Genomic DNA, 13,113 nt, shown 5'->3' with positions numbered 1-13,113 from the left:
GTTTCCGTTCATTTATAATAACGTTACTATGGGTTTATAGGCTACTTGGTCGGGAGGGAAAGCGGTGAGCGTAGAACTTCAATCCAGTAATTCTGTCGCTTACGACAAAGAGGTTGACTACAAGACATTGGCCGACGAAGAGCTGGTTTATGGCGTACGTGTAGGTGATCATCAAGCACTTGAATACTTGATCAATAAGTACAAAAATTTTGTCAGAGCTAAAGCAAGATCCTACTTCTTAATTGGAGCCGATCATGAGGATATCGTCCAAGAGGGGATGATTGGCTTATTCAAAGCGATTCGAGATTTTAAAGGGGACAAGCTGGCATCGTTCAAAGCATTTGCCGAATTGTGTATCACGCGCCAAATCATCACAGCAATCAAAACAGCTACTCGTCAGAAGCACATTCCGCTCAACTCATATGTATCACTGGACAAGCCCGCTTATGATGATGATACAGATCGGACATTGTTAGACAAGATTCCAGGCAGTCTATCAAACCCAGAGGAAATATACATTAGCCAGGAAGAGTATAACGATATTGAAGATAAAATATCGAAAATTCTAAGTGATTTGGAACGGAAAGTTCTGATGCTGTACCTCGATGGACGATCTTACCAGGAGATCGCTGTCGACTTGAATCGACATGTTAAGTCAATTGACAATGCGTTACAACGGGTGAAAAGAAAATTGGAGAGATACTTGGAAGTCCGCGAAATCTCTCTGTAAAACACAATTTTTATAGAGAAAAAACAGGTCCGCGAAAAACAGGTGGTTCCACCTGTTTTTTTTCTAATTCGACAAAAATCATCATTCTCCTTTTTTAAGGATATAAAAAGTTGTGAGATAAATAGTGAATGTTGTTTGTCGACATGTGCGCACCCCGTTTTGCAGATGATGGGGACGGCTTGGTTATGGAAGAGGGTAAAACTTGTCAATAATGATTTCGCAGGGGCTTTTACATTGACAGGAAGTCAGCCGTATGTTAATGTAATTTGGGTATTTTCTATAATAAAATTCACTCGAACGGTGATTAACAAATAGAGGAGGTGTCGGCATGCGGGTGAACATCACGTTAGCTTGCACGGTATGTCGTGAACGCAACTACGCGCTGACCAAAAACAAACGGAAGCATCCAGATCGCATGGAGCTGAAGAAATACTGCCCACGTTGCAACGCGCATACAGCTCATCGCGAAACGAAGTAATCTGGGTTTGAACGCTTGATATCAAGATGGGGGTGACAGCCATGGCAGCTTTTCTCGCTAACATCGGACGCGGAATCCGCAAGAGCGTTTCGGGTACGTCCGGGTTTTTCCGTGGCAGTGTTCAAGAGTTGAAAAAAGTGCGCTGGCCAAGTCGGCAAGAGATGGTTAACTACACAATGGTTGTCGTCTTAACCGTATTAGTCTTAGCACTCTTTTTCTTCGTTATCGATCAAGGGATCTTACAATTGGTTCGCATGATCACGAAATAGGTGGAATGAATCATAAGGGGGGTACAGGGTAAGAACCCTGGTGAGCATGGAAAAGAATTGGTATGTGGTTCACACGTATTCTGGCTACGAGAACAAGGTAAAAACCAACCTGGAAAAACGCGTGCACTCTATGGATATGCAAGATAAGATCTTTCGTGTCCTCGTTCCGATGGAAGAGGAGATCGAGCATAAGGACGGAAAGAAAAAAGCCGTTATGCGCAAAGTTTTTCCAGGTTATGTGTTAGTGGAGATGATCATGACCGATGACTCGTGGTATGTCGTGCGGAACACGCCTGGGGTAACCGGTTTCGTCGGTTCGTCAGGGGCGGGTTCAAAACCAACCCCCCTTATGCCGGATGAGGTTAGTGCGATCCTGCGCCAAATGGGCATGGATGAGTCCAAGGCTACCGTCGACTTTGAAGTTGCGGAGACAGTGAAGGTGAAAGAAGGGCCTTTCGCCAACTTTGTCGGCCGAATTGAAGAGATCGATATAGACCGTTCGAAACTCAAAGTCATGGTCAATATGTTTGGTCGTGAAACACCTGTAGAATTGGACTTTTTCCAAGTGGAAAAAATTTAATCTAGCAAAAAACTTTTGTTTTGTGCGATGTTGTGGTAAAGTATTTGTGTTTGTTACCCCCGTCTTTGGGGCGAGCGCAAGCCCGTTAAGTGAAGAGGGAGCTTGCCTTTCCGTGGGAGGGTAATACCCGAGAAAACCACATGTTTGAAGGAGGTTGGTTAGCGTGGCCAAAAAAGTGATTAAAGTGGTCAAGCTGCAAATTCCCGCTGGTAAAGCCAATCCGGCACCACCAGTAGGTCCAGCGCTCGGTCAAGCTGGTGTAAACATCATGGGATTCTGTAAAGAATTTAATGCTCGCACCGCTGATCAAGCTGGATTGATTATTCCGGTAGAAATCACGGTTTTTGAAGACCGTTCTTTTACCTTCATCACCAAAACCCCGCCAGCTGCTGTACTTCTGAAAAAAGCAGCAGGAATCGAGTCCGGTTCCGGCGAGCCAAACAAAAAGAAAGTAGCGACCGTAAAGCGCGACAAAGTGCGTGAGATCGCTGAAACGAAGATGCCTGACTTGAACGCGGCAAGCGTTGAAGCGGCTATGCGTATGATTGAAGGCACGGCGCGTAGCATGGGTATCGTAATCGAAGACTAATGGAAAGCCTGCCTACTCTGCCACGAGTAGAGTGAGGCTTGTGGGAGGATCTTCCGCTACGACCACGAAAGGAGGAACTGTCGGTGGCAAAGCATGGTAAAAAATACATCGAAGCGGTCAAAAAAGTGGATCGCGAGAAGGTTTATGAGCCACAAGAAGCATTGGAGCTCGTAAAAAGCATTTCTGTCGCTAAGTTCGACGAAACCGTTGAAGCTGCTTTCCGCTTGGGCATTGATACCAAGAAAGCAGATCAACAAGTGAGAGGTGCCGTTGTACTTCCACACGGTACGGGTAAAACCAAACGCGTTCTCGTTTTCGCGAAAGGTGAAAAGGCGAAAGAGGCAGAAGCTGCTGGTGCAGATTTCGTAGGAGATGAGGAGCTCATCAACAAAGTGGCCCAAGGTTGGCTCGATTTTGATGTTGTTGTGGCTACCCCGGACATGATGGGTCAAGTAGGCCGTCTGGGTCGCACCCTTGGTCCTAAAGGCCTCATGCCAAACCCAAAAACGGGTACGGTAACCTTTGAAGTGGGCAAAGCAGTGAACGAGATCAAAGCGGGTAAAATCGAGTACCGTGCAGACAAGGCCGGTAACGTGCACGCCGCGATTGGTAAAGTTTCCTTCCCAGTTGAAAAACTGGAAGAAAACTTGCAAGCTCTTGCTGAAGCGTTGGTAAAAGCTAAGCCAGCCGCTGCGAAAGGTACCTATATGAAGAGCGTAACCGTTTCTTCCACCATGGGTCCTGGTGTGCCCGTTAACGCACAACGTCTCTCAAGCCGCTAAAAAGCTTGACTTTTGATCCGACGTTGGTTAATATAGAATCGCTGTTTTAAAAACGAATAAAGTTGCTACCGTAGACAGTAGGTGCCATCAAACGCTTAATATCCTACCGAGGTGCTTAAGGAACCGTCTTCCTTGACAAACCTTAGCCTTCGACTGTCTGCGGAGGCTTTTTCTTATTTCTTCAAAAACTCCTGATGAGGAGGTGTACCGCATGTCCAAAGCAATCGAACAGAAAAAAGTAGTCGTACAAGAGATCGCGGACAAACTTTCCCGCAGTAAAACGACCATCGTGGCTGACTATCGCGGTTTGAACGTTAAACAAATGAACGAGCTGCGTAAACAGTTGCGTGAAGCTGGCGTAGAGATGCAAGTTTTGAAAAACACCTTAACCCGCCGTGCCGCTGAGCAAGTGGGTATGGAAGAGTTGAACGAGCACCTGACCGGTCCATCGGCCGTTGCGTTCAGCTATGAAGATGTTGTAGCACCAGCAAAGGTTCTCCACAAATTCGCGAAGGAGAACAAGGAGCTGGAAATCAAAGGTGGTTTGGTGGAAGGGAAAGCCGTAAGCCTTGATGAAATCAAAGCCCTGGCTGAACTTCCGAACCGCGAAGGCCTCTTGTCCATGCTTCTCAGCGTGCTGCAAGCTCCAATGCGCAACTTCGCGCTTGCGGTTAAAGCAGTTGCTGACAAAGACGGGGAAGCAGGCGAAGCTCAAGAAGCGTAATGTTGCTTGAGAACATCCAAATGAACGGTTTTTAACCAAATGAGCGTAGAATTCGCTTCGGTCAGCGGGTGGATGAATCCGCCTGGCTAGTCCGATATAAAACCGTAGGGACTACGGAGTTAACTCGGTCCATCATCCATCATTAGATGGGATTAACCGAGAGGTTCCCGCCTCTTAGCGCTAGCGTAGGCGGTGAGCAGTTCACAATATCAAAGCTTTGTATATAGGGAGGTTTCCTTTCATGACTAAAGAACAAATCATTGAAGCGATTAAAGGTATGAGCGTTCTTGAACTGAACGACTTGGTAAAAGCAATCGAAGAAGAATTCGGCGTAACTGCAGCAGCTCCGGTTGTAGTGGGTGGCGCGGTAGCTGGCCCAGTAGAAGAAGAAAAAACCGAATTCGATGTTATCCTCGCAAACGCTGGTGCATCCAAAATCAACGTTATCAAAGTGGTTCGCGGTATCACTGGTCTCGGCTTGAAAGAAGCAAAAGCGCTGGTTGATGGAACTCCAGCTCCAATCAAAGAAGGCGTATCCAAAGAAGAAGCAGAGAAAATCAAAGCAGAACTCGAAGAAGCCGGTGCATCTGTGGAAATCAAGTAATAGGCTTGATCCGGCCGGACCCGCCGTCGTCGGTCGGCGGGTCTCTTTTATTGTAAAGGGTTGACAGTGCAATGGTTTGACTGGGGATAGATCTGTTCTGTGTAAGGTTGGGATTTGTTGGTAACACTGTAATGAGAGCTCTCCGTCAGGGATTTGGCCATGGTGTTGCATCCATCCCTATTTGTGGTAAAAGCGGTTTCGTGGTTTTCAATAACATGATCACATGATCACATGACCAGGGCAATGGCTGTGGAAGGGGTTAATAGGCATGAGTGAACATTACTTTTCAGCTAATCCACAAGCGAAAAGCGATGAAAGGGAAGTTTTGGCCCAATTGCTTGGTCATTCGTTGCGTTTTCGCACTGATGCCGGCGTGTTTTCCAAAAAAGGCGTTGATTTTGGAAGTCGGTTGCTTGTTGAGACGGCAGAGATTGACCCGGCTGCCCATGTGCTCGATCTGGGATGTGGTTATGGAGCGGTGGGGATTGCGATTGCCAAAGCGGTGCCCCGGGCCAATGTGGTCATGGTAGATGTGAATGAGCGAGCGGTTAAGCTGGCTGCGCAAAACGCACAGATGAATCGCGTGGCGGGCTCTGTACAAGTGTTGCAGAGCGACGGCTTTCATGCGATCCGGAACCAACAATTTGATCACATTCTGTTCAATCCGCCCATTCGTACGGGCAAAGCGGTCATTTACCGTTTATTTCATGAAGCGGCTGATGCATTGAAGCCCACCGGTTCGCTCTGGATTGTGATTCGCAAGCAGCAGGGAGCGGCTTCGGCAAAAAAAGAGTTGGAATCCATTTTTCATGAAGTGGATGTGGTTGAGCAGAAGAAAGGGTACTGGATTATTTGTGCGAGAAAACATTGACATCATTTTCCGCTTGTGATAGTGTTATAAATTGCAGAAAGTCTCATGGTTTGAGGCTGGTTTTTTTTGGAATGTGTGACCAACCAGCTGGTTTAATCATATATTCGGCTGGATAAAATAGGTAAATAGACTGCTTCTAGGTAAAATGAGGTTGCGTATTCACTCATTTTCTTTTTTTACCGTGATTAGTCGCTTGTGATTGAGCGGCTTTTGACTGGATGCGAGGGGGGAGTTTGTTTGGCTGGTAAAATGATCCCATGTGGTCGTCGGCAACGTCGTAGCTATGCTCGCATTAATGAGGTTCTCGAGCTGCCGAATCTGATTGAGATTCAGCAAAAGTCTTATGACTGGTTCCTAGATGTAGGATTGCGGGAAATGTTCCGCGATATCTCGCCGATTGAAGACTTTACCGGTAACCTGGTGCTCGAGTTTATCGACTATAGCCTGGGTGAACCCAAATATTCTGTTGAAGAAGCGAAAGATCATCAGGTAACCTTCGCCGCGCCGCTTCGTGTCAAAGTGCGTCTCATCAACAAAGAGACGGGTGAAGTGAAAGAGCAAGAAGTCTTTATGGGTGACTTCCCGCTCATGACCGAAACGGGTACCTTTATCATTAACGGTGCTGAACGCGTCATCGTCAGCCAGTTGGTACGTTCGCCTAGTGTGTATTATAACACGAAAGCGGATAAGAACGGGAAAACAACTTACACTGCTACAGTGATCCCGAACCGTGGTGCATGGTTAGAGTTTGAAACTGACGCCAAAGATATTATATATGTTCGTATCGATCGTACGCGCAAAATTCCTGTGACGGTTCTGTTACGCGCGCTTGGCTTCAGCAGTGATGCGGAAATCATTGACCTGTTGGGGGATGATGAGTATGTGCGCAACACCCTTGACAAGGACAACACAGGAAATACCGAAAAAGCGCTGATTGAGATCTATGAGCGCTTGCGTCCAGGCGAGCCGCCAACAGCGGAAAACGCCCGCAGCCTGCTATATGCTCGTTTCTTTGATCCAAAGCGGTATGATCTCGCCGCTGTGGGGCGCTACAAAATCAACAAAAAATTGCACATCAAAAATCGCTTGCTCAACCAAAAGCTGGCTGAACCTGTGGTAAATCCGGAAACCGGTGAGATTTTGGCGGAAGCGGGCACCGTGCTGGAGCGCCGTGTCCTAGACAAGCTCATCCCCTATTTGACAGGGGAAGCGGCGTTTGGTCGCAAAGAACATAAAGTGCGTGGAGGTGTGCCAGACGAAGGCCCCATCACCTTGCAAGCTGTGCATATCTATGCGCCAAATGATGAGAGCAAAGTCACCAAAGTGATTTCCAACGCAGAAGTGTCCGATGAGATTAAACATATTACCCCATCTGATATCATCGCTTCGATCAGCTACTTCATCAATTTGTTGTACGGAGTCGGAAGCACGGATGATATCGACCACTTGGGCAACCGTCGCCTGCGTTCCGTAGGGGAACTCCTGCAGAACCAGTTCCGCATCGGTTTATCCCGGATGGAGCGTGTGGTGCGGGAGCGGATGTCGATTCAAGACGCCAATGCCATCACGCCACAAGCGCTGATCAATATTCGCCCAGTGATTGCGGCGATCAAAGAGTTTTTCGGTAGCAGCCAATTGTCTCAGTTTATGGACCAAACCAATCCATTGGCTGAGCTTACCCACAAACGCCGCCTGTCGGCACTTGGTCCTGGTGGTTTGACCCGGGAGCGTGCAGGGTTTGAAGTGCGTGACGTTCACCACTCACACTATGGTCGGATGTGTCCGATCGAAACTCCTGAGGGTCCAAACATTGGTTTGATCAACTCGTTGTCGACATTTGCGCGTGTCAATGAATACGGCTTTATCGAAACCCCATATCGCCGAGTGGACCCGGATACGGGCCAAGTGACTGATCACATCGACTATCTCACGGCGGATGAAGAGGATAACTACTATGTTGCGCAGGCAAACGCGGAACTCAATGAAGATGGCACCTTTGCCAACGAATTGGTTACCGTTCGTCACCGTTCGGAGATTCTCAATGTTCCCCGTGACCGGGTTGACTACATGGATGTCTCCCCAAAACAGGTTGTGTCCGTTGCAACGGCGTGCATTCCGTTCTTGGAAAACGACGACTCCAACCGTGCGTTGATGGGTTCCAACATGCAACGGCAAGCGGTTCCGCTGTTAAAACCGGAAGCTCCGTTTATCGGAACCGGTATGGAGCATGTGGCTGCGCGCGACTCGGGCGTAATGATCCGGGCGAAACGCCCAGGCACGGTTGTCCGCGTGTCGGCGGACGAAATCTGGGTGCGCCATGAGCAAGAAGTGGACGGCCGCTTGATTGAGGGAGATATCGACAAGTACAAACTCATCAAGTTCTCCCGTTCCAACCAAGGCACTTGCATTAACCAACGCCCTGTTGTGCGTGCGGGTGAGAAAGTGAAAGTGGGCGATGTCTTGGCGGATGGTCCGTCCACCGAACAAGGTGAAATGGCTTTGGGCCGCAACGTCGTGGTTGCCTTTATGACTTGGGAGGGTTACAACTACGAGGATGCGATTCTGCTGAGCGAAAAATTGGTAAAGGAAGACGTATACACTTCGATCCATATCGAGAAGTTGGAAAGTGAAGCGAGAGATACCAAACTGGGGCCGGAAGAGATTACCCGTGACATTCCAAACGTGGGTGAGGATGCCCTTAAGAACCTTGATGAGCGTGGAATCATTCGCGTGGGTGCGGAGATTAAACCGGGTGATATCCTTGTCGGCAAAGTGACGCCGAAAGGGGTTACCGAACTGACGGCAGAAGAGCGCCTCTTGCATGCGATCTTCGGTGAGAAGGCTCGGGAAGTGCGCGATACTTCGCTCCGCGTACCACACGGTCAAGATGGGATCGTCGTTGATGTGAAAGTCTTTACCCGTGAAAACGGCGATGAGTTGCCACCTGGTGTAAACCAGTTGGTGCGTGTCTACATCGCCCAGAAGCGGAAGATCTCCGAAGGGGATAAAATGGCTGGACGCCATGGTAACAAAGGGGTTATCGCCCGTATTATGCCTGAAGAAGATATGCCGTTCTTGCCTGATGGCACACCAGTGCAAGTTGTCTTGAACCCGCTTGGTGTTCCATCGCGGATGAATATCGGTCAGGTGCTTGAAGTTCACTTGGGTATGGCGGCCAAAGCATTGGGCTTGCACATGGCTACTCCCGTATTTGATGGTGCGACAGAAAACGATGTGTTTGAAACGTTGAGGGAAGCCGGTTTGGATGATGACGGCAAAACCCTTCTCTTCGACGGTCGCACAGGTGAACCGTTTGAAAACCGTGTCACCGTCGGCGTCATGTACATGATTAAGCTGGCGCACATGGTTGATGATAAGATTCACGCTCGTTCCACTGGTCCATACTCTCTGGTTACCCAACAACCGCTCGGGGGTAAAGCGCAATTTGGTGGACAACGTTTCGGTGAGATGGAGGTATGGGCGCTCGAAGCATACGGGGCCGCACATACGCTGCAAGAGATCCTTACCGTCAAATCGGATGACGTTGTTGGCCGCGTAAAAACCTACGAGTCGATTGTCAAAGGGGAAAACGTGCCGGAACCGGGTGTTCCTGAATCGTTCAAGGTACTGATCAAAGAGCTGCAAAGCTTGGGTATGGATGTGAAGATCCTTTCCGAAGACGAGCAAGAAATTGAGATGCGTGAATTGGATGAGGATGAGGAAGCGGCAAGTGATAAGCTTGGTTTTGATTTGCTTGAGGAGGATGCAGCCCACTCAAACTCTTGATCGTCGTATGTGGGGCGTGGTTACACGCCCTCCCCACATGCAACGGGATGAATCCTGAGGGAGGAATCGCCCAATGTTGGATGTAAACAACTTTGAGTATATGAAAATCGGCCTCGCCTCTCCTGAAAAAATCCGTTCTTGGTCTCGTGGTGAGGTAAAAAAGCCGGAAACAATCAATTATCGTACACTCAAACCGGAAAAAGAAGGTTTGTTCTGCGAGAAGATCTTTGGGCCGACCAAAGATTGGGAGTGTCACTGCGGTAAATATAAACGCGTTCGTTATAAAGGGGTCGTCTGTGATCGATGCGGAGTGGAAGTTACCCGCGCCAAAGTTCGTCGTGAACGGATGGGCCATATTGAGTTAGCCGCTCCAGTTTCCCATATCTGGTATTTCAAAGGGATTCCCAGCCGGATGGGTCTGGTGTTGGATATGTCTCCACGTTCGTTGGAAGAAGTGATTTATTTTGCCTCTTACGTCGTGGTTGATCCAGGTCCAACCCCGTTGGAGAAAAAGCAACTCCTGTCGGAAAAAGAGTATCGCGCTTACCGTGAAAAGTATGGAAACGCCTTTACGGCGATGATGGGTGCGGAAGCGATTAAGCGTTTGCTGCAAGAAATTGATCTCGACAAAGAGGTAGAGAGCCTCAAAGAAGAGTTACAAACGGCTCAAGGTCAACGCCGCAACCGCGCGATCAAACGTTTGGAAGTGTTGGAAGCCTTCCGCGCTTCCGGCAATAAACCAGATTGGATGATCCTTGACGTTCTGCCTGTCATCCCACCGGAGTTGCGCCCGATGGTGCAATTGGACGGGGGCCGTTTCGCCACATCTGACTTGAATGACCTCTACCGTCGTGTGATTAACCGCAACAACCGCTTAAAACGTCTGTTGGATCTGGGGGCACCCGATATCATCGTGCAAAACGAAAAACGGATGTTGCAAGAAGCGGTCGACGCGTTGATTGATAACGGTCGTCGGGGTCGTCCCGTAACCGGACCAGGAAACCGTCCATTGAAATCCCTCTCCCACATGCTGAAAGGGAAACAAGGGCGTTTCCGCCAAAACTTGCTGGGTAAGCGTGTTGACTACTCAGGTCGTTCCGTTATCGTTGTCGGTCCCTACCTGAAGATGTATCAGTGCGGTTTGCCTAAAGAGATGGCCTTGGAACTGTTTAAGCCATTTGTGATGAAAGAGTTGGTCGCCAAAGGGCTTGCCCATAACATCAAGAGTGCGAAACGCAAAGTGGAGCGCGTTCATCCTGAAGTGTGGGATGTACTCGAAGAAGTGATTAAGGAGCATCCCGTTCTCCTTAACCGCGCACCCACGCTTCACCGCTTGGGAATTCAAGCATTTGAGCCGATTCTGGTGGAAGGGCGAGCGATCCGCCTGCATCCGCTCGTATGTACGGCATATAACGCCGACTTTGACGGTGACCAAATGGCTGTGCACGTGCCGCTGTCTGCGGAAGCGCAAGCGGAAGCCCGCCTGCTGATGTTGGCGGCGCAAAACATTTTGAACCCGAAAGATGGCAAGCCGGTTGTAACCCCATCTCAGGACATGGTATTGGGCTGTTACTATCTGACCATAGAAAAAGAAGGGGAAAAAGGCGAAGGCTCCATCTTCTATTCGGTCTCTGAAGCGATCAACGCTTATCACCATGGCTACGTGAGCCTGCATACCCGTATTGCCATTCCGGCGCGCAATGTGAAGAAAACTTCGTTCACAGAGGCGCAGCGGAATAGCCTCTTGGTGACAACCGTGGGCAAATTGATTTTCAACGAGATTTTCCCTGTAGAGTTCCCTTACATCAGCGAGCCGGGCAAAAAGAACTTTGCGGGCACACCCGATAAGTATTTCATCTTTGAAAAAGGCGTCGACGTGCGTGAGTTTATCGCTAAGATGGATGACCCGGGCGCGCTGACCAAAAAAGATTTGGGTGCGGTGATCGCCGAATGTTTCCGTCGGTTTGGCACGACGATCACCTCGGAAATCCTCGACCGCGTAAAAGAGCTTGGTTACAAGTTCTCCACCAAAGCGGGGATTACCATGTCCGTCTCCGACGTAAATGTGCCGGAGGAGAAGAAAGCGATCCTCGCTCAGGCGGAAGAAGATGTAGCCAAAGTGATGAAGCAGTACCGTCGTGGCTTGATTACGGAAGACGAGCGGTATGAGCGTGTCATCTCCATCTGGAGCCGATCGAAAGATCAAATTACCCAAGTTCTCATGAAAAACATGGGTAAATACAACCCCATTTACATGATGGCCCACTCCGGAGCGCGGGGTAACGTTTCCCAGATCACTCAGCTCGCGGGCATGCGCGGTCTGATGGCCAACCCATCCGGACGGATTATCGAGCAACCGATTCGCACCAACTTCCGTGAAGGTTTGACCGTATTGGAGTACTTCATTTCCACCCACGGTGCGCGGAAAGGGCTGGCGGATACGGCGCTGAGAACGGCTGACTCCGGTTACCTGACACGTCGTCTCGTGGACGTTGCGCAAGACGTGATCGTTCGTGAAGATGATTGCGGTACCGACCGTGGCATGGCCGTCAGCGCGATTGCCGATGGGAATGAGGTTATTGAAAATCTTTATGATCGGCTTGTGGGTCGGTTGGCGTTCCAAACCGTTCGCCATCCGGAGACGGGTGAAATCATCGTCGGTCGCAATGAGATGATCGATGAAGAGATCGCTAGTGAAATCATTGATGCGGGCATCACCGAAGTCGTGATTCGTTCCGTTCTCACTTGCCGCACCAAACATGGGGTATGCAAAAAATGCTATGGCCGTAACTTGGCACTGGGAACCCCAGTGGAAATTGGTGAGGCGGTGGGAATCATCGCCGCGCAATCGATCGGTGAGCCAGGTACCCAGCTGACGATGCGTACCTTCCACACCGGTGGGGTTGCGGGAGACGACATCACCCAAGGTTTGCCGCGTATTCAAGAGCTGTTTGAAGCGCGCAATCCGAAGGGGCAAGCGGTCATCAGTGAAATCTCCGGTGAAGTGATTGATATTCGTGAAACGAAAGACCGCCGCGAAATTGAGATCAAGGGAGAAGTGGAATCCAAAGTCCATCACGTTCCTTACGGCTCCCGCCTGCGCGTGTCCGTTGGTGACCAGGTCAGAGCCGGTGATGAATTGACCGAGGGTTCTGTGGATCCGAAAGAGCTTCTGCGCGTCAAAGGCGTGGCAGGGGTACAACTCTACATCTTGCAAGAGGTGCAAAAGGTATACCGCCTGCAAGGGGTAGAAATCAACGACAAGCACGTTGAAGTGATGATTCGTCAGATGATGCGTAAAGTGCGTATTACGGACGCGGGAACGACTGAACTGTTGCCTGGTTCCGTGGTGGATATCCACGAGTATGAGGCGGCCAACCGGAAAGTGTTGATTAACGGTGGCGATGCGGCTGTCGCCCGTCCGGTTCTTTTGGGTATCACTAAAGCGTCCCTGGAAACGGAATCTTACCTATCCGCGGCATCTTTCCAAGAAACGACACGCGTCTTGACTGATGCGGCGATCAAAGGGAAGGTGGACGGTCTCCTCGGCCTGAAGGAGAACGTCATCATCGGTAAACTGATTCCTGCGGGTACAGGTATTTCCCGTTATCGCAACCAAACGTATCAGATGGCAAATGAAACCACCGAAACGGATAAATCTGACAAAGAAACAGTGCTCATTAAATAGAGTTATTTGTTG

Annotated in this window: 11 protein-coding genes and 1 other annotated feature; all 11 genes read left to right on the top strand. The window is 49.5% G+C overall.

All coding sequences use genetic code 11. The features are described from left to right. The first annotated feature begins 64 nt into the window (after positions 1 to 64). Complete coding sequence (gene sigH / locus ACFQNG_RS16505) at positions 65 to 730, top strand: RNA polymerase sporulation sigma factor SigH (protein ID WP_379866716.1); 666 nt, start codon at positions 65 to 67, stop codon at positions 728 to 730. A 328-nt stretch (positions 731 to 1,058) separates the two neighbouring features. Continuing rightward, complete coding sequence (gene rpmG / locus ACFQNG_RS16500; protein ID WP_379866715.1) at positions 1,059 to 1,208, top strand: 50S ribosomal protein L33; 150 nt, start codon at positions 1,059 to 1,061, stop codon at positions 1,206 to 1,208. A gap of 41 nt (positions 1,209 to 1,249) precedes the next feature. Then, on the top strand, positions 1,250 to 1,477 hold the full coding sequence (gene secE, locus ACFQNG_RS16495) for a preprotein translocase subunit SecE (protein WP_379866714.1): 228 nt from the start codon (positions 1,250 to 1,252) through the stop codon (positions 1,475 to 1,477). A 46-nt stretch (positions 1,478 to 1,523) separates the two neighbouring features. Next, the gene (nusG, locus tag ACFQNG_RS16490) at positions 1,524 to 2,057 is read left to right on the top strand and encodes a transcription termination/antitermination protein NusG (RefSeq protein WP_379866788.1); all 534 of its coding nucleotides are present in this window, start codon (positions 1,524 to 1,526) and stop codon (positions 2,055 to 2,057) included. Positions 2,058 to 2,220: 163 nt separating this feature from the next. Beyond that, the gene (gene rplK, locus ACFQNG_RS16485; RefSeq protein ID WP_379866713.1) at positions 2,221 to 2,646 is read left to right on the top strand and encodes a 50S ribosomal protein L11; all 426 of its coding nucleotides are present in this window, start codon (positions 2,221 to 2,223) and stop codon (positions 2,644 to 2,646) included. Positions 2,647 to 2,729: 83 nt separating this feature from the next. Beyond that, the gene (gene rplA / locus ACFQNG_RS16480) at positions 2,730 to 3,428 is read left to right on the top strand and encodes a 50S ribosomal protein L1 (RefSeq protein WP_379866711.1); all 699 of its coding nucleotides are present in this window, start codon (positions 2,730 to 2,732) and stop codon (positions 3,426 to 3,428) included. A gap of 50 nt (positions 3,429 to 3,478) precedes the next feature. Further along, positions 3,479 to 3,611: a sequence feature (ribosomal protein L10 leader region), on the top strand. A gap of 28 nt (positions 3,612 to 3,639) precedes the next feature. Then, positions 3,640 to 4,152 carry a 50S ribosomal protein L10 gene (rplJ, locus tag ACFQNG_RS16475; RefSeq protein ID WP_379866709.1) on the top strand — a complete coding sequence of 171 codons (513 nt, stop codon included), beginning with the start codon at positions 3,640 to 3,642 and terminating at the stop codon, positions 4,150 to 4,152. 241 nt (positions 4,153 to 4,393) lie between these two features. Then, positions 4,394 to 4,756 carry a 50S ribosomal protein L7/L12 gene (gene rplL / locus ACFQNG_RS16470; protein WP_379866707.1) on the top strand — a complete coding sequence of 121 codons (363 nt, stop codon included), beginning with the start codon at positions 4,394 to 4,396 and terminating at the stop codon, positions 4,754 to 4,756. Positions 4,757 to 5,024: 268 nt separating this feature from the next. Beyond that, positions 5,025 to 5,627, top strand: a complete 603-nt coding sequence (locus tag ACFQNG_RS16465) for a class I SAM-dependent methyltransferase (protein WP_379866706.1) — start codon at positions 5,025 to 5,027, stop codon at positions 5,625 to 5,627. A gap of 249 nt (positions 5,628 to 5,876) precedes the next feature. Further along, positions 5,877 to 9,413 (top strand): DNA-directed RNA polymerase subunit beta, encoded by a 3,537-nt coding sequence (gene rpoB / locus ACFQNG_RS16460; RefSeq protein WP_379866784.1) that lies wholly within the window; start codon positions 5,877 to 5,879, stop codon positions 9,411 to 9,413. Positions 9,414 to 9,486: 73 nt separating this feature from the next. Further along, positions 9,487 to 13,101: a DNA-directed RNA polymerase subunit beta' gene (rpoC, locus tag ACFQNG_RS16455; protein ID WP_379866705.1), complete on the top strand. Its 3,615-nt coding sequence runs from the start codon at positions 9,487 to 9,489 to the stop codon at positions 13,099 to 13,101. Positions 13,102 to 13,113 lie beyond the last annotated feature (12 nt).

The sequence above is a fragment of the Laceyella putida genome (assembly GCF_042665195.1).
GTDB lineage: Bacteria > Bacillota > Bacilli > Thermoactinomycetales > Thermoactinomycetaceae > Laceyella > Laceyella putida.
This window is presented reverse-complemented; position numbering and strand designations above follow the sequence as displayed.

Bases quoted from the DNA above. Each gene is read 5' to 3' on its own strand.
- rpoB (WP_379866784.1), top strand. From the start codon at position 5,877: ATGATCCCATGTGGTCGTCGGCAACGTCGTAGCTATGCTCGCATTAAT.
- rplL (WP_379866707.1), top strand. From the start codon at position 4,394: ATGACTAAAGAACAAATCATTGAAGCGATTAAAGGTATGAGCGTTCTT.
- rplJ (WP_379866709.1), top strand. From the start codon at position 3,640: ATGTCCAAAGCAATCGAACAGAAAAAAGTAGTCGTACAAGAGATCGCG.
- rpmG (WP_379866715.1), top strand. From the start codon at position 1,059: ATGCGGGTGAACATCACGTTAGCTTGCACGGTATGTCGTGAACGCAAC.
- nusG (WP_379866788.1), top strand. From the start codon at position 1,524: ATGGAAAAGAATTGGTATGTGGTTCACACGTATTCTGGCTACGAGAAC.
- rpoC (WP_379866705.1), top strand. From the start codon at position 9,487: ATGTTGGATGTAAACAACTTTGAGTATATGAAAATCGGCCTCGCCTCT.
- ACFQNG_RS16465 (WP_379866706.1), top strand. From the start codon at position 5,025: ATGAGTGAACATTACTTTTCAGCTAATCCACAAGCGAAAAGCGATGAA.
- secE (WP_379866714.1), top strand. From the start codon at position 1,250: ATGGCAGCTTTTCTCGCTAACATCGGACGCGGAATCCGCAAGAGCGTT.